Origin of the sequence: Pseudomonas sp. FP1154, assembly GCF_030687245.1 — a bacterium.
Classification (GTDB): domain Bacteria; phylum Pseudomonadota; class Gammaproteobacteria; order Pseudomonadales; family Pseudomonadaceae; genus Aquipseudomonas; species Aquipseudomonas rhizophila.
The window spans coordinates 925,249-941,580 of record NZ_CP117465.1; the positions used below are offsets into that span (position 1 = coordinate 925,249).

Genomic DNA, 16,332 nt, shown 5'->3' on the forward strand with positions numbered 1-16,332 from the left:
TATGCGCAGATCCAACCGGGGTTTCACCTTGATCGAAATCATGATCGTGATCGCCATCATCGGTATCGTGATCACCGTCGGCTATCCGAGCCTGACCGAATACATGAAAAAGGGCCGAAGGGCCGAAATCGCCGGGCTGCTATCGGAGCAGGCGCAGATTCTTGAGCGCCATTACTCCAAGAACAATGTCTACACCAACGCGACCGGGCTGAGCAGCGGTAATGATTTCTACACCATTACCCAGACGCTCATGGATCAGAGTTTCACCCTGACTGCCGTGCGCAACAGCGCCTCGTCCATGGCCACCGACAAGTGCGGTGATTTCACCATCAACAACACGGGCGCGCGAAGCATCATCAACGCTGCTGCCGGGCTGACTGCCAAGGATTGCTGGGGTCGCTGAGTTTATTTTTTCGGGCGCTGTCCTGCGCCCTTTGTCTTGTGAGTTGAAATAGAACATGACCAGGCAACAGCAAGTGGTGATTGTCGGCGGCGGAGTCATTGGCCTGCTGACGGCGTTCAATCTCGCGTCCGAAGGGCAGCGCGTGGTGCTGCTGGACCGCTCCAGTGTCGGCCAGGAATCGTCCTGGGCCGGCGGCGGTATTGTTTCGCCGCTGTACCCCTGGCGCTACAGCCCGGCGGTCACCGCACTGGCCCACTGGTCGCAGGACTTTTATCCACAGCTGGCCCAGCGTCTGTTCGCGGCCACGGGGGTTGATCCGCAGGTGCATGTCACCGGTCTGTATTGGCTGGACCTGGACGATCAGGCCGAAGCACTGGCCTGGGCCGAGCGGGAAGGGCGCCCGTTGCGGGCTGTGGAAATCTCGGCTGTCCATGACGCGGTGCCAGTACTGGGCGCGGGTTTCTCCCGGGCGATCCACATGGCCGATGTGGCCAATGTGCGCAATCCCCGGTTGGTGAAGTCCCTCAAGGCTGCGTTGCTGGCGCTACCCAATGTCACGCTGCATGAGCAATGCGAGGTCGGCGGGTTCATCCGCGACGGTGGGCGTATTGTGGGGGTTAACAGCTCCGAGGGGCCGATCCTTGGCGATCAGGTGGTCCTGGCGGCGGGCGCCTGGAGCGGTGAATTGCTCAAGACTCTGGGGCTGAAGTTGCCGGTCGAGCCGGTCAAGGGCCAGATGATTCTGTACAAATGTGCGTCGGATTTTCTATCGAGCATGGTCCTGGCCAAGGGCCGTTATGCGATTCCGCGTCGCGACGGGCATATTCTGGTGGGCAGTACGCTGGAGCGCGAAGGCTTCGACAAGACCCCGACCGATGTTGCGCTCGATAGTTTGAAGGCGTCGGCGCAGCAGCTGATTCCTGCGCTGGCGGACGCCGAGGTGGTCGGGCATTGGGCCGGCTTGCGGCCTGGATCGCCGGAGGGCATTCCCTATATTGGTGAAGTGCCGGGGTTTTCCGGGTTGTGGTTGAACTGTGGGCATTATCGCAATGGGTTGGTGTTGGCTCCGGCGTCGTGTCGGTTGTTTGTTGATGTGATGTTGGGGCGTGAGCCGGTGATTGATCCTGCGCCGTATGCGCCGGCGGGGCGGTTGTAGGGTTCGGCTTTGGCTTGGGGGTGAGCTTGGTGACGAGGCGGCCTGACAGCCGGCCTGTCTCTCACGGTTGTACCCGGATCCAACTGTGGGAGCGAGCCTGCTCGCGATGGCGGCCTGACAGCCGGCCAGGGTTTTGTTGGTTGGGTATATATCCGTTTCTGCGGTAACGGCTACTTATGGTTCCGCCCTTACGGCGGGTCACTTTTGAAGAGCGCAAAAGTAACCAAAACGCTCTTGCCCCACCACTCGGTGCCTCGCCTAGGCTCGGCATGCCCTCACTCCGGCATTGCTCCGTGGGCCCGCCGCGAAGGGCCATCCATGGCCCAGCGCGGCTACCTCGGCATCCATGCCGAGGTGCCCACTCCACAATACCTGCGTTCGGCCAGCGTGGTTAACGGGGCGCCCCAGATCAAAATCAAAAGCGAGGCGGCCTGACAGCCGGCCTGTTTTTTGCGGGTGTACACCCATCGGACCTGTGGGAGCAAAGCCTGCTCGCGAGGCGGCCTGACAGCCGGCCTGTTCTTGCGGGTGTACACCCATCAGACCTGTGAGCCGGACCTGTGGGAGCAAAGCTTGCTCGCGAGGCGGCCTGACAGTCGGCCTGTTTTTTGCGGGTGTACACCCATCAGACATGTTGAGCCGGACCTGTGGGAGCAAAGCCTGCTCGCGAAAGCGGTCTGACAGCCGACCTGTCTCTTGCGGGCGTAGCCCTATCCCAGTGTGGGAGCGAGCCTGCTCGCGATGTCAGCCCATCCACCCTCGATGCAACCGAGGTGTCGCTATCGCGAGCAGGCTCGCTCCCACAGGAGAAACGCGTTCGCCCAAAACCAGGCCGGCTGTCAGGCCGCCTCGCGGAGGACGTTGATCTCGGCGCCCCGTTAACCACGCTGGCCGAACGCAGGCATTGTGGAGTGGGCATCCCGGCATGGATGCCGGGATAGCCGCGCTGGGCCATGGATGGCCCTTCGCGGCGGGTCCACGGAGCAATGCCGGAGTGAGGGCACACCGAGCCTAAGCGAGGTGCCGAGTGGTGGGGCAGAAGCGTTTTGCTTACTTTTGCGCTGTTCAAAAGTGAGCCGCCGTAAGGGCGGAACCCTAAGTAGCCGTTACCGCAGAAATGGATATACACACTCACAATAGCGCCTTCACAGCCAACCAGAATTTGTGGGAATGGTCGGACAAGGCCCCTAATTCGAGCCGAATTTTCCGACGAGTTCTGGCGGTTGCCGGGTGGGAAGGTCTCTCGTTAACCTTTTCCCGTCGCTGCCAATTCAGCGACCGGGCGTCGCGGCCCGCAAACTTGGTAATCCATTCCTTCCTTTGGAGTACCGCAATGTGTGACAAATCTCCATCCGCTTCAGAAACCAATAACGAGTCCCCATACTCCAGCCTTAACCCAAAACAGCTTGATGAAGCCGCCAAGCGCGCCCTCGACTATTACCTCGGCCCAAAGCCCGAAGCCAAAAAGAAACCCGCCTCAAACCAGCTATTCACCGTCGTGGACGGCATAGACACCGAATGCCTGCTCGCCAACCTCAGCGAAACCCTGGCCTCAGCCAACGCAACCGTCAGCGACCTGGCCTTCGAGCTTGAAGGCTCGCGACGGCATATCGCCTTGGGGGTACAGCAGTTGATTGAGTTGAGTGAATTACTGGCCAATCGTGTTCTGGACGAACGGGTACCAGTGCCGGAGGGCTAGAGAAGGGGTGCAAATCAGCCAAGGCGAACGCCGAACCTGTGGCGAGGGAGCAAGCTCCCTCGCCACAGGTTAAGTAGGGGGCTTCAGGACCGCGCCTCAATCCAACCCCAACTTCTTCAACCGATACCGCATCGACCGAAACGACAACTTCAACCGCTGGGCCGCCGCCGTGCGGTTCCAGCGGGTTTCCTCCAAAGCCTGGAGGATGAGTTTGCGTTCGACGTCCTCCAGATAGTCTTCCAGGTTATCGACCCGCATCAGGTCGGGGCTGCCTGCGTCGGTGGTGCTGATGCCCTCGGCCAGGCGCAGGTCGTGGGCTTCGATCAACTGGTGCTCGCAAAGGGTGTAGGCGCGTTCGAGCATGTTTTCCAGTTCCCGAACGTTGCCCGGAAAGCGGTAGTTTCGAAGGGCGTCCAGGGCTTGGGGATGGAGCTTGACCGCGGGGCTGCCGGTGTTGGCGGCCAGGCGCTGGAGGGTGTGATTGGCGAGCGATTCGATGTCTTCGCGGCGTTCGCGCAGCGGCGGGACGCGCAGTTCGATGACGTTGAGTCGATAGTACAGATCCTGGCGAAAGCGCCCGGCGGTGACTTCGGCGTCCAGGTCCTTGTGGGTGGCGCAAAGAATTCGTACATCCACCACTTCTTCCTGCTGGCCGCCAACGGCCCGCACGGCTTTTTCCTGGATGGCGCGCAGCAATTTGACTTGCATCGCCAGGGGCAGGTCGGCCACTTCGTCAAGGAACAAGGTCCCGCCGTGGGCGGCCTGGAACAGCCCCGGTTTGTCTTCGATGGCGCCGCTGAAGCTGCCTTTTCGATGGCCGAAAAACTCGCTTTCCATCAGCTCCGTGGGAATCGCCCCACAGTTGACCGGCACAAAACGCTGGGCGGAACGCGGGCCTTGCTCATGGATCAACCGGGCGACCAGTTCCTTGCCGCAACCCGATTCCCCGCTGATGTAGACCGGCGCCTGACTGCGAGCGAGTTTTTCGATCTGTTTGCGGACGTTGTGCATCGGCGGGGAGTCGCCCAGCAGACAGCGCTCGATGGACGCCGCCGGGATGGCGACCGACGGCAGGCGTAATGCGCTGGTGACCAGCTCACGCAGCCGTCCCAGGTCGACCGGTTTGGTCAGAAAGTCGAAGGCGCCGGCCTTGAGGGCGTCGATGGCGGTTTCCAGGCTCCCGTAGGCGGTGATCATTGCTACGGGCAATTGCGGGTAGCGTTGCTGGATATGTTGCACCAGCTCCAGGCCAGTGCCGTCGGGCAGGCGCATGTCGGTCAGGCACAGGTCAAAGGTGTCTTCAGCCAGCAGGGCCCGGGCCTGGGCAAGGTTCTCGGCGCTGCGGGTGTCGAGTTTCATCCGGCCCAGGGTAATGTCCAGGAGTTCGCGGATGTCCGGTTCGTCATCGACGATCAGGATTCGTTGCCGTGAGCGCGTAGTCAAATCTGTTTCCGTCCGTGAGCAAAAGTGATGCGAAAGCAGCCGCCGCCTTGGCGTGGTTTGAAGTCTAGGCGGGCCTGGTTGCTTTCGCACAGCTCACGGGACAGATAGAGCCCAAGGCCGGTGCCCTGGCTGCTGGTGGTGAAGAAAGGTTCGAACAAATGCGCTTGCTGGTCCGGTGTCACGCCGGGGCCGTTGTCGATAATGTCCAGCGTGGACAGCTGGCTGTGGGGGTCGATGAACAGCTTCAGCCAGACCTCGGCCTCTTCATGGGCCATCGCGCTGTGACGCCAGGCGTTGCGCAGCAGGTTGTCGAGCACCTGGGTCAACTGATCGGGGTCCATCAGCGTGAGGTAGTCACCCGGGTCGATGCTCAGGTGCAAGTGCTGATGCCCAGCCGCGTTTTCCCGGGCTTGTCGGACGAACTGGTCGAGCCAGATCCGCAGATCCAGGCGCTGCGGCGTGGTCTGCTGGCGGCGGGACAGTTGCAGGACGTTTTCAATGACGCGGTTCATTCGTTGGGAGTGATCCTGGATGATCTGCGTCAGACGCCGATCCGCGCTGTTCAGTTCCTCGGACTCGCGCAGCAATTGCGCCGCATGGCTGATCGCTCCCAGCGGGTTGCGGATTTCATGGGCGATACCGGCGGTGAGGCGCCCCAGGGAGGCGAGTTTCAACTGCTGGGCGTGTTGGGCCACTTGGGCCAGGTCTTCGAGGAAGACCAGGATCTGATGCTGATCGTGATGCCCCAGGGCAATGAAACTCGGTTGCAAGGTCAGGCCGGTGCCGTTAATGGTCAGGCTTTGCGGACGCAGGCTGGGGTTGTTCAACCACAGCTGTAGCCGCTCCACCAGGGCGCCGGAGCAGTCGTCGAGCCGCTGGCCGACCAGGTCGTGCATGCCCAACAGGTTCAATGCGCTTTCGTTAGCCAATTGCACCCGGCGCTGGCGATCGAGCACCAGGATGCCGGTGCGCATGCGTTGCAGGATCAGTGCGTTGAGCGCTTCCAGACCGACTACTTCGCTGGCCCGTTGTTCGGCGAGGATTTCACTGGCTTCCAGGCGTCGGGTCAGGCCTTGCACCAGCAGCGCGGCGGCAAAACACAAGGCCCCCAGGGTACCGGCCTGCAGATAACTGCTGGGACGGCTCGAATCGCTGAGGTCAAGGAAGAAGCTCGACCCGACGATGCCCAGCGTAGCGACAGCTGCAATCAACAGGCCAATTCGGCCTCGCAACAACGTATTGCCGATGGCCACCGAGACGATGAGCAGGTTGCCGATGGCGCTGGGGGCGCCGCCGGCAGCGTAGAACAGCCACGACAACAACAGCACGTCGGTCAGAGCCAGGCCGAACAGCCGGGCTGGGCGGCGGGTATTTTCAAGAAACACCACCAGCAGGATATTCAGCACCAGATACAACCAGCTGCCGCTGCGCAGCAAATCGTCGTTGGCGAACTCCAGCAGGCGGTTGTCCATGTTGCTGGAGATCAGCAGCACCAGGGTGATGCCGATGCTTAGACGGTACAGGTGATAGAGACGCAGCAGGCGCTGCGCCTGTTTGACGCGAGGGCTTGAGGCTTGCTCAGCGGTCACGAGTGCCCGGGCCTTGCTCGAGGTGAGCCTGGCTGCAATACCACTGTTGTTCGAGGGCCAGTGCCCGATCTCGCGGCAGGTGCACGCCGCAATGGGCGCAACGGACCATGGGTGGTGCGTCCTGTTCCCGAGGGGAGTTCGGCGCGGCAGAGGTCCCCTTGAACTTGCGCCACAACCATATCGCGGCGGCAATCAGGGCGATCCAGAACAGTAAACGAAGCATGATGGGCGGCTTTTTGGCTAATGATCAGGCAGTTTAGCCAAGGACAGGAACGGCGCACAGCGCTATAAAATCCAGGCACAAAAAAGGGAGACCCGCGGGCCTCCCTTTTGCTGACACCTGGCCTCAGTCGAACAGGCCGAAGGTCATGTAGCTGAACCAGGAGCGATCGCTGGATTCGCTCTCAGGCTCTTCTTCTTCGAGCACGTCGCCATTTTCGTCCTTGGGCTTGAGCTCGTTTGGAATGGCTTCCTTGGCATCCTGGAACTGGCGCTGAACGTCCTGGTTGGCGCGGGTTTCGCCCGGCGGCAGAGGTGGACGGGATTCGATCAGGCCCAGGGTCGCCTTGCTCAGCCACGAACGGTTGTCGGCCTCGTCAACTCGTGGAGTGAACTGACCATCCTCCAGGGACGGGTGATCCGGGTAGTTGAGCTTGAGGGTTTCCAGGCTGGTGGCGGCCAGGTCGTCCAGGTGCAGGCGCTGGTAGGCTTCGGTCATCACTGCCAGGCCGTCGCCCACCGAGGGGGTTTCCTGGAAGTTTTCCACCACGTAGCGGCCACGGTTGGCGGCAGCGACGTAGGCCTGACGGGTCAGGTAGTAGTCAGCCACGTGGATTTCGTAGGCGGCCAGCAGGTTGCGCAGGTAGATCATGCGCTGCTTGGCGTCCGGCGAATAACGGCTGTTGGGGAAACGGCTGGTCAGCTGGGCGAACTCGTTGTAGGAGTCGCGCGCGGCGCCCGGGTCCCGCTTGGTCATGTCCAGCGGCAGGAAGCGCGCCAGCAGGCCGACGTCTTGGTCGAAGGAGGTCAGGCCCTTGAGGTAGTAAGCGTAATCGACGTTCGGGTGCTGCGGATGCAGACGAATGAAGCGCTCGGCGGCGGATTTCGCAGCTTCCGGCTCGGCGTTCTTGTAGTTGGCGTAGATCAGCTCCAGCTGGGCCTGATCGGCATAGCGACCAAACGGATACCGCGACTCCAGGGCCTTGAGCTTGGCCGTGGCGCTGGTATAGCTGTTGTTGTCCAGGTCGGTCTGCGCCTGTTGGTACAGTTCGACTTCGCTCAGGTTTTCGTCTACGACTTCCTTCGACGAGCAAGCAGCAGTCAATGCGAGGATGGCGATCAGCAGCAGGTGTTTCACTTGCATGGCGGCTTGCGTCCCTATGACGGCCGCTGTCTTGGGCGGGGCCGTCCTGTTATGATGAGCGCCCCGTTGAGAAGCCTCGGGGCAAAAGACGCCGTATTTAACCACAAGCGCGCAGCCGAAACCAAAGGCTGTGCCGACGCCTAGTCCGAGCATGTCCGATAAAATAGAACTTCGCGCAGAGGTGCCGTCCGAATTGGGCGGCCAACGCCTCGATCAAGTCGCCGCACAACTCTTCGCCGAGCACTCGCGCTCGCGCCTTTCCGCCTGGATCAAGGACGGCCGCCTGACTGTGGATGGGGCGGTGATCCGCCCGCGCGACATCGTCCATGGCGGCGCCATCCTCGAACTGACTGCCGAGCAGGAGGCCCAGGGAGAATGGGTCGCCCAGGACATTGCCCTGGACATCGTCTATGAAGACGACGACATCCTGGTGATCAACAAGCCTGCGGGCCTGGTGGTGCATCCGGCCGCCGGTCATGCCGATGGCACCCTGCTCAACGCCTTGTTGCACCACGTGCCGGACATCGTCAACGTGCCCCGCGCGGGCATCGTGCACCGCCTGGACAAGGACACCACCGGTCTGATGGTGGTGGCCAAGACCATTCAGGCGCAGACACAACTGGTCACACAGCTGCAAAGTCGCAGCGTCAGCCGCATTTATGAATGCATCGTGATCGGCGTGGTCACCGCCGGTGGCAAGATCAACGCCCCCATCGGTCGTCACGGCCAGCAGCGCCAGCGCATGGCGGTGATGGAAGGCGGCAAGCAGGCGGTCAGCCACTACCGCGTGCTGGAGCGTTTTCGTTCCCATACGCATGTGCGAGTCAAGCTGGAAACCGGTCGTACCCACCAGATCCGCGTGCACATGGCCCACATCAACTTCCCGTTGGTGGGCGATCCGGCCTATGGCGGACGTTTCCGCATTCCGCCGGCCGCGAGCATCACCATGGTCGAGTCGTTGAAAAACTTCCCGCGCCAGGCGCTGCATGCACGTTTCCTGGAGCTGGATCATCCGACCACCGGCAAGCGCATGAGCTGGGAATCGCCGCTGCCGGATGACTTCGTCTGGCTGCTGACGTTGCTCAAGCAGGACCGCGAGGCGTTCATCGGATGAATGACTGGCTGATACCCGACTGGCCCGCGCCGGCCTGGGTAAAGGCCTGCGTCACTACCCGTACTGGCGGCGTCAGCCTGGCTCCGTTCGACAGCCTCAACCTGGGCGACCATGTGGGCGATGAACCCACGGCCGTCGCTGAGAACCGTCGCCGCCTCACCGATCGATTTGCCATCCGTCCGGCCTGGTTGCAGCAGGTCCACGGTATTACCGTGGTCGAGGCTGATCCGGCTCAGGTGGCCATCGCCGATGCCAGCTGGACCGTCACACCGGGTATCGCCTGCACGGCGATGACGGCGGACTGCCTGCCGGTGCTGTTCTGCAACCGTGCCGGCACCCGCGTCGCGGCAGCCCATGCCGGTTGGCGCGGGCTGGCCAACGGCGTACTGGAAGCGACTCTCGACAGTCTCCAGGTCCCGGCCGACGAAATCCTTGCCTGGCTCGGCCCGGCCATCGGTCCGCAAGCCTTTGAAGTGGGGCCAGAGGTGCGTGAAGCGTTCATGGCGCAACTGCCTAGGGCGGCAGACGCCTTCGTGCCTGGCGACACTGCCGGCAAGTTCCTGGCCGATATTTATGCACTGGCCCGCCAACGGCTGGCGGCGCGCGGTGTCACGGCGGTCTATGGTGGCGGCCAGTGCACGGTGACCGACCCACGCTTCTTTTCCTATCGGCGCAACTCGCGTACCGGTCGCTTCGCCTCCCTGATCTGGCTCGACCGCTAGACTTCTCTGATCTGTATCAATAGCGCACTGCTTGAATCTTCCAGAATCGTCCACATCTATAGCGGTATCTGGCAGGTTTCTTCATTCAGGATGTTTTTAAGGTCCGGCCTGCTCAAAAGGAAGGTGACCCATGCGTATTGACCGTTTAACCAGTAAGTTGCAATTGGCCCTGTCCGATGCCCAGTCATTGGCTGTCGGCCTGGACCATCCCGGCATTGAGCCGGCGCATCTGATGCAAGCCATGCTCGAGCAGCAGGGCGGCTCCATCAAGCCACTGCTGATGCAGGTGGGCTTTGACGTGAGCAGCCTGCGTAAAGAGCTGGCCAAAGAGCTCGACCAGCTACCCAAGATCCAGAATCCGACAGGGGACGTGAACATGTCCCAGGATCTGGCGCGCCTGCTCAACCAGGCCGACCGCCTGGCCCAGCAGAAGGGCGATCAGTTCATCTCCAGTGAGTTGGTGCTGCTTGCCGCCATGGACGAGAACAGCAAGCTGGGCAAGCTGTTGCTCGGCCAGGGCGTGAGCAAGAAGGCCCTGGAAAATGCCATCAACAACCTGCGTGGCGGCGAAGCGGTAAACGACGCCAACCACGAGGAGTCCCGCCAGGCGCTGGACAAATACACCGTCGACCTGACCAAGCGTGCCGAGGAAGGCAAGCTTGACCCGGTGATCGGCCGTGACGACGAAATCCGCCGCACAATCCAGGTGCTGCAGCGTCGCACCAAGAATAACCCGGTGCTGATCGGTGAGCCTGGCGTGGGTAAAACCGCCATCGCCGAAGGCCTGGCCCAGCGCATCATCAATGGCGAAGTGCCGGATGGCCTCAAGGGCAAGCGACTGTTGTCCCTGGACATGGGTTCGTTGATTGCCGGTGCCAAGTACCGCGGCGAGTTCGAAGAGCGGCTCAAAGCCTTGCTTAATGAATTGTCCAAGCAGGAAGGGCAGATCATTCTGTTCATCGACGAGTTGCACACCATGGTCGGTGCGGGCAAGGGCGAAGGCTCGATGGACGCCGGCAACATGCTCAAGCCTGCGCTGGCCCGTGGCGAGCTGCATTGCGTCGGTGCGACAACGCTCAACGAGTACCGCCAATACATAGAGAAGGACGCGGCGCTGGAGCGGCGTTTCCAGAAAGTGCTGGTGGAAGAGCCCAGCGAAGAAGACACCATTGCCATCCTGCGTGGCCTTAAAGAACGCTATGAGGTTCACCACAAGGTGGCGATTACCGATGGCGCGATCATTGCGGCGGCCAAGCTCAGCCATCGCTACATCACCGACCGTCAGTTGCCGGACAAGGCCATTGACCTGATCGACGAAGCCGCCAGCCGCATCCGCATGGAAATCGATTCCAAACCGGAAGTGCTGGATCGTCTGGAGCGGCGCCTGATTCAACTCAAGGTCGAATCCCAGGCCTTGAAGAAAGAAAGCGACGAAGCGGCGAAGAAGCGCCTGGAAAGGTTGCAGGAAGAGATTGTTCGCCACGAGCGCGAGTATTCCGATCTCGAGGAAATCTGGAATTCGGAGAAAGCTGAAGTCCAGGGCTCGGCGCAGATCCAGCAAAAGATCGAACAGTCCCGCCAGGAACTGGAAGCGGCCCGTCGTAAAGGCGACCTCAACCGCATGGCCGAGCTGCAATATGGGGTGATCCCGGATCTGGAGCGCAGCCTGCAAATGGTCGACCAGCACGGCAAGAGCGAAAACCAGTTGCTGCGCAGCAAGGTCACCGAAGAAGAAATTGCCGAAGTGGTTTCCAAGTGGACCGGCATTCCGGTGTCGAAAATGCTCGAAGGCGAGCGCGACAAACTGCTGAAGATGGAAAGCCTGCTGCACCAGCGCGTGATCGGTCAGGAAGAAGCGGTAGTGGCGGTTTCCAACGCCGTGCGCCGGTCTCGAGCCGGGCTGTCGGACCCTAACCGTCCGAGTGGCTCGTTCATGTTCCTCGGCCCGACCGGTGTCGGTAAAACCGAGTTGTGCAAGGCGCTGGCCGAGTTTCTCTTCGACACCGAAGAGGCCATGGTGCGCATCGACATGTCCGAGTTCATGGAGAAGCATTCCGTGGCGCGGCTGATCGGCGCACCACCGGGCTATGTCGGCTACGAAGAGGGCGGTTACCTGACCGAGGCTGTGCGACGCAAGCCGTACTCGGTGATCCTGCTCGATGAAGTCGAGAAGGCCCACCCGGATGTGTTCAACATTCTGCTGCAAGTGTTGGAGGATGGTCGTTTGACCGACAGCCACGGACGCACGGTGGACTTCCGCAATACCGTGATCGTGATGACCTCCAACCTGGGCTCGGCGCAGATCCAGGAGCTGGTGGGTGATCGCGAGGCGCAACGCGCGGCGGTGATGGATGCAATCTCCACTCACTTCCGACCGGAGTTCATCAACCGGGTGGACGAAGTGGTGATCTTCGAGCCGCTGGCTCGTGATCAGATCGCGGGCATCACCGAGATCCAGCTGGGACGTCTGCGTAGCCGTCTGACCGAGCGCGAGCTGAAGCTGCAATTGAGTGACGAGGCACTGGATAAGCTGATCGCGGTGGGTTACGACCCGGTCTATGGCGCGCGGCCACTCAAACGTGCCATCCAGCGCTGGATCGAAAACCCGCTGGCACAGTTGATTCTGTCCGGGCGCTTCATGCCGGGCGAAACCGTGACCGGCACGGTGGAGAACGACGAAATCGTCTTCAACTGAAAGCCTGCGGATCGGGTGATTGGAATGGCCTCGCACTGCGAGGCCATTTTTTTCATCAGGCCGTTGAACTCAAAGGAAAAGGCTTGTAAAGTGCGCCCCGCAGTACGTCACCCCCAAGGGCCACTTCTCTGTGAGAAGCAACCCGAAATAAGTTGCAAATCATTGTCTTGAAAGCAATTTAAGGGGTTGACAGAGGTTTTTAAGATTGTAGAATAGCGCGCCTCAGACACACGAACGCAGCGATGCGAACGGGTAGAAGAGGTTGAAGCTGGCTTCAATGTTGTAGCTTCAAATAGCAGTAACTTGAAATATCAGTTCCGTGATAGCTCAGTCGGTAGAGCAAATGACTGTTAATCATTGGGTCCCAGGTTCGAGTCCTGGTCACGGAGCCATTTCAATCGGGGTATAGCGCAGTCCGGTAGCGCGCCTGCTTTGGGAGCAGGATGTCAGGAGTTCGAATCCCCTTACCCCGACCATTTTTGGGTCGTTAGCTCAGTTGGTAGAGCAGTTGGCTTTTAACCAATTGGTCGTAGGTTCGAATCCCACACGACCCACCATTTTTGAAACCAGTTCGCTGGAATCGAATCTTAAGATCAGAGGCCAAAAGCGCTGATCGAGGAAGGCGACTTGCGAAGGTCGCCTTTTTTTTACCGGGGTATAGCGCAGTCCGGTAGCGCGCCTGCTTTGGGAGCAGGATGTCAGGAGTTCGAATCCCCTTACCCCGACCATATTAAAAATCCTCGTATCGAAAGATACGGGGATTTTTTTTGCCTGCGATAAAGCAGATTGCCTTAAGTCATCGTACAACCTGCCGATAACCCACCGACAGGGGCGTGGCCCCACTTCAGGCCAAAATAAAAAAGGCGCTCCCCATGGTTCTTCGTCAACTGAATATCGCCCCCCGTGCCGCGTTGGGGTTCGCTTTGATCGCCGTGTTGGTGGCGTTGCTCGGGGTGTTTGCGCTAGGACAGATGTCGAGTATCCGTGACAGTGAAGTCGCGGTAGAAACTCAGTGGTTGCCCAGTATTCGCGGCGGTGACGAGATCCGTGAATTGATGTTGCGCATCCGCACCATTTCCCTGCGCATGGCCTTGGACCAGGACCCGAAGAACATCCCGGTGTACCGTGGGCAAATGGACACCCGCGACAAAGAACTGAGCGAAAAAATCGTCAGTTACGAAAAGCTCGTCATCACGCCTGAAGGCAAGGCGCTTTATGACCAGTTCAAGCAAACCTTTGCTGCTTACCGCACGGGCATCGCCCAATCCTTCGCCCTGGCAGAGCAGGGGCGTCGGGACGAGTTGATCAAGCTGCTGCTGGTGGACATGAAGACCGTGGTGGACGGTTCCGGCAAACAGCTCAACGATCTGGCGGAACTGTTCTCCAGACAAGTCTCCATCGAGAGCCAGAAATCCCAGGAACACTACGTCAATTCCCGGATGATCGTCAGCCTGTTCATTGTGCTCGCCGCCTTGGCGACGGTGGCCCTGGCCATGCTGCTTACTCGCAGTATCGTCAAGCCTTTGGGCGAGGCGTTGAATGCCGCCGAAAACGTCGCCCGAGGTGACCTGACCCGACCGATCAAGACCCACGGCAGCGACGAAGTCAGCCGCTTACTCAAGGCGCTGGCGACCATGCAGCAGAACCTGCGTGAAACCTTGCAGGGCATCAGCGGCTCAGCTACCCAACTGGCGACCGCCGCCGATGAGCTGAACGCGGTCACGGTCGATAGCACCCACAGCCTGCAACAGCAGAATAACGAAATTGAACAGGCCGCCACCGCCGTCACCGAGATGACCACCGCCGTGGAGGAAGTCGCGCGCAATGCGGTTTCCACCTCCGATGCCACGCGTCAGTCCAGTGAGTCGGCGTCCCTTGGGCAGCAGCGGGTCAGCGACACGGTCGACGCCATCGGCGCCCTGGCCAGTGATGTGCAGGTGACTGGCGGCCTGGTGCAGTCCCTGGCCAACCAATCGCAGGATATCGGCAAGGTGCTGGACGTGATCCGGGCCATCGCCGAGCAGACCAACCTGCTGGCCCTCAACGCGGCCATCGAGGCGGCCCGGGCTGGCGAAAGCGGTCGTGGGTTTGCGGTGGTGGCCGATGAGGTGCGGGCGCTGGCTTATCGCACGCAGCAATCGACCCAGGAAATCGAGCAGATGGTCCAGGGCATGCGCAGCGGCGCCACCCAGGCGCTGGATTCGATGCAGGCCAGCTCCAGTCGTGCCGCCAGCACTCTGGCAATGGCGGAGCGGGCAGGGGAGGCGCTACAGACCATCACGGCGTCGGTCAACGAGATCCACGAACGCAATCTGGTGATCGCCAGCGCCGCTGAAGAACAGGCGCAAGTGGCTCGGGAGGTGGATCGCAACCTGGTGAACATTCGGGATCTGTCGGTGCGCTCGGCCACCGGTGCGGACCAGACCAGCGCGTCCAGCCATGAGTTGTCGCAACTGGCGAATTCATTGCGCACCATGGTGCAGCGGTTTCAGGTTTGATCGATGGATGGCTCGGACAGTGATCCTGCCCGAGCTCAAGTATTGACTGTACCGCCCCCATCGCGAGCATTCGATGTCAGTACTGCTGACTCAATGCAGCTTCAGCCGAGGCTCGGTCCCACGCCCGATCTTGCTGCCCAGCATCAGCATGGCCGTGCGGAACATGCCGTACAGCGCCATCTGGTGCATGCGGTACAGCGAGACATAGAACATCCGCGCCAGCCAGCCTTCGAGCATCACACTGCCGGTCAGGTTGCCCATCAAGTTACCCACCGCTGAGAAGCGCGACAGCGAAATCAATGAACCGTAGTCGGTGTATTTGTATTCCGGCAGGGCCTTGCCTTCGATCCGCAGCTTCAGGGATTTGGCCAGCAGCGAGGCTTGCTGATGCGCGGCCTGGGCACGGGGCGGAACGTTGCGATCGCTGCCGGGTTGCGGGCAGGCGGCGCAATCGCCGAAGGCGAAGATGTTCTCGTCACGGGTGGTCTGCAGCGTCGGCAGCACCTGCAGCTGGTTGATCCGGTTGGTCTCCAGACCGTCGATTTCCTTGAGGAAGTCCGGGGCGCGAATCCCGGCGGCCCAGACTTTCAGGCTCGCGTCGATGACCTTGCCATCGACGGTGATCAGGCTGTCGGCTGTCACCTGGCCAACAGCGGCGTTGGTCATGACATTGACCCCAAGTTTCTCCAGGGTCTTGTGCACAGGGCCGCCGATGCGCTCCGGCAAGGCCGGCAGGACTCGCGGTCCGGCTTCGATCAGGGTGATGTGCATGTTCTCCGGTTTGATCCGGTCCAGGCCATAGGCTGCCAGCTCATGGGCGGCGTTGTGCAGCTCGGCCGCCAGTTCAACCCCCGTCGCACCGGCGCCGACGATGGCAACGCTGATGCGTTCGACCACGTCGGTTTGCCCGGCATGGGCGCGCAGATAATGGTTGAGCAATTGCTGATGGAAACGCTCGGCCTGTTTGCGCGTGTCGAGGAACAGGCAATGCTGCGCCGCGCCTTCGGTGCCGAAGTCATTGGTGGTGCTGCCGACGGCGATCACCAGAGTGTCGTAACCCAGTTCACGAGCCGGCAGTAGTTCCAGGCCCGCCTCGTCATAGGTGGCGGCCAGCTGGATGCTCTTGCGCTCGCGATCCAGACCGCTCATGCGCCCCAGCTGGAACCCGAAATGGTTCCATTTTGCCTGGGCGACGTAGTTGAGTTCGTCTTCGGAGGAGTTCAGGGAACCGGCAGCCACTTCGTGCAACAGCGGTTTCCAGATATGGGTCAGGTTCGCGTCGACCAGCATCACACTGGCCGTGCCGCGCTTGCCCAGAGTCTTACCCAGACGGGTAGCCAACTCCAGACCGCCGGCGCCGCCGCCAACGATGACAATACGATGAGTCATGGGGATATCTCGCAAGGCTAAAGGAAATCGGTGCCGTTACCCGCGCGAGCATCAAGCGGCTCATAGCGTCAGGTAACTGATCAGTCGGCTCAACAGGCCCAGGCCGATGGTGATGGCCAGTACCACCACCAGGAGCATCCACGGCCGGAAAGGCCGGCGCTCGACTCGGTGCTGGGACAGTTGCAGGTACTCTTCGACATGCTTCTGGTCTTCCGGGTTCAGGCGGCTGGTCATAAAGGCCTCGGCAGGTAGACGTTGCGA

The 16,332-nt window shown here is 60.9% G+C and carries 12 protein-coding genes, 4 tRNA genes and 2 pseudogenes; 12 read left to right on the forward strand and 6 right to left on the reverse strand.

Annotated features, from left to right (window positions below; genetic code table 11):
• The first annotated feature begins 1 nt into the window (after position 1).
• The 3 genes from PSH91_RS04090 to PSH91_RS04100 all read left to right on the forward strand — a co-directional run bounded on the left by PSH91_RS04090 (position 2) and on the right by PSH91_RS04100 (position 3,258).
• Complete coding sequence (locus PSH91_RS04090) at positions 2 to 403, forward strand: type IV pilin protein (RefSeq protein ID WP_076386375.1); 402 nt, start codon at positions 2 to 4, stop codon at positions 401 to 403.
• Positions 404 to 458: 55 nt separating this feature from the next.
• Entirely contained in the window at positions 459 to 1,559 is a 1,101-nt protein-coding gene (thiO, locus tag PSH91_RS04095; protein ID WP_047230179.1) for a glycine oxidase ThiO, read from the forward strand.
• Between the two features lie 1,333 nt (positions 1,560 to 2,892).
• Positions 2,893 to 3,258 carry a DUF6124 family protein gene (locus PSH91_RS04100; protein WP_139051190.1) on the forward strand — a complete coding sequence of 122 codons (366 nt, stop codon included), beginning with the start codon at positions 2,893 to 2,895 and terminating at the stop codon, positions 3,256 to 3,258.
• A gap of 96 nt (positions 3,259 to 3,354) precedes the next feature.
• Here the strand turns inward: PSH91_RS04100 and PSH91_RS04105 are convergent, their stop codons facing one another.
• The 4 genes from PSH91_RS04105 to PSH91_RS04120 form a co-directional block, all read right to left on the reverse strand.
• The gene (locus PSH91_RS04105; RefSeq protein WP_076386371.1) at positions 3,355 to 4,701 is read right to left on the reverse strand and encodes a sigma-54 dependent transcriptional regulator; all 1,347 of its coding nucleotides are present in this window, start codon (positions 4,699 to 4,701) and stop codon (positions 3,355 to 3,357) included.
• Entirely contained in the window at positions 4,698 to 6,290 is a 1,593-nt protein-coding gene (locus PSH91_RS04110) for a nitrogen regulation protein NR(II) (protein WP_139051188.1), read from the reverse strand. The genes PSH91_RS04105 and PSH91_RS04110 overlap by 4 nt, the downstream gene beginning before the upstream one ends.
• The gene (locus tag PSH91_RS04115) at positions 6,280 to 6,513 is read right to left on the reverse strand and encodes a PP0621 family protein (protein WP_047229875.1); all 234 of its coding nucleotides are present in this window, start codon (positions 6,511 to 6,513) and stop codon (positions 6,280 to 6,282) included. The genes PSH91_RS04110 and PSH91_RS04115 overlap by 11 nt, the downstream gene beginning before the upstream one ends.
• 123 nt (positions 6,514 to 6,636) lie before the next feature.
• Entirely contained in the window at positions 6,637 to 7,653 is a 1,017-nt protein-coding gene (locus tag PSH91_RS04120; RefSeq protein WP_047229874.1) for an outer membrane protein assembly factor BamD, read from the reverse strand.
• Positions 7,654 to 7,804: 151 nt separating this feature from the next.
• Between PSH91_RS04120 and rluD the strand changes: the two genes are divergently transcribed.
• The 9 genes and pseudogenes from rluD to PSH91_RS26655 all read left to right on the forward strand — a co-directional run.
• Positions 7,805 to 8,767: a 23S rRNA pseudouridine(1911/1915/1917) synthase RluD gene (gene rluD, locus PSH91_RS04125; protein ID WP_047229873.1), complete on the forward strand. Its 963-nt coding sequence runs from the start codon at positions 7,805 to 7,807 to the stop codon at positions 8,765 to 8,767.
• On the forward strand, positions 8,764 to 9,489 hold the full coding sequence (gene pgeF, locus PSH91_RS04130; protein WP_305467384.1) for a peptidoglycan editing factor PgeF: 726 nt from the start codon (positions 8,764 to 8,766) through the stop codon (positions 9,487 to 9,489). Before rluD ends, pgeF begins: the two co-directional genes overlap by 4 nt.
• 130 nt (positions 9,490 to 9,619) lie before the next feature.
• On the forward strand, positions 9,620 to 12,184 hold the full coding sequence (gene clpB, locus PSH91_RS04135) for an ATP-dependent chaperone ClpB (protein WP_047229871.1): 2,565 nt from the start codon (positions 9,620 to 9,622) through the stop codon (positions 12,182 to 12,184).
• A 316-nt stretch (positions 12,185 to 12,500) separates the two neighbouring features.
• Positions 12,501 to 12,576 (forward strand) — tRNA-Asn (locus PSH91_RS04140).
• A gap of 7 nt (positions 12,577 to 12,583) precedes the next feature.
• A tRNA-Pro gene (locus tag PSH91_RS04145) sits at positions 12,584 to 12,660 on the forward strand.
• Positions 12,661 to 12,665: 5 nt separating this feature from the next.
• Positions 12,666 to 12,741 (forward strand) — tRNA-Lys (locus PSH91_RS04150).
• Between the two features lie 94 nt (positions 12,742 to 12,835).
• Positions 12,836 to 12,912, forward strand: a tRNA-Pro gene (locus PSH91_RS04155).
• 144 nt (positions 12,913 to 13,056) lie between these two features.
• A pseudogene (locus tag PSH91_RS26650) lies at positions 13,057 to 13,779 on the forward strand (MCP four helix bundle domain-containing protein); the annotation flags it as partial.
• Between the two features lie 303 nt (positions 13,780 to 14,082).
• Positions 14,083 to 14,682 (forward strand): annotated as a pseudogene (locus PSH91_RS26655) (methyl-accepting chemotaxis protein); the annotation flags it as partial.
• A gap of 90 nt (positions 14,683 to 14,772) precedes the next feature.
• Here PSH91_RS26655 and PSH91_RS04165 read toward each other — a convergent pair.
• On the reverse strand, positions 14,773 to 16,071 hold the full coding sequence (locus PSH91_RS04165) for an NAD(P)/FAD-dependent oxidoreductase (protein WP_047229869.1): 1,299 nt from the start codon (positions 16,069 to 16,071) through the stop codon (positions 14,773 to 14,775).
• A 60-nt stretch (positions 16,072 to 16,131) separates the two neighbouring features.
• Positions 16,132 to 16,305 carry a DUF3094 family protein gene (locus PSH91_RS04170; protein WP_076386361.1) on the reverse strand — a complete coding sequence of 58 codons (174 nt, stop codon included), beginning with the start codon at positions 16,303 to 16,305 and terminating at the stop codon, positions 16,132 to 16,134.
• Positions 16,306 to 16,332 lie beyond the last annotated feature (27 nt).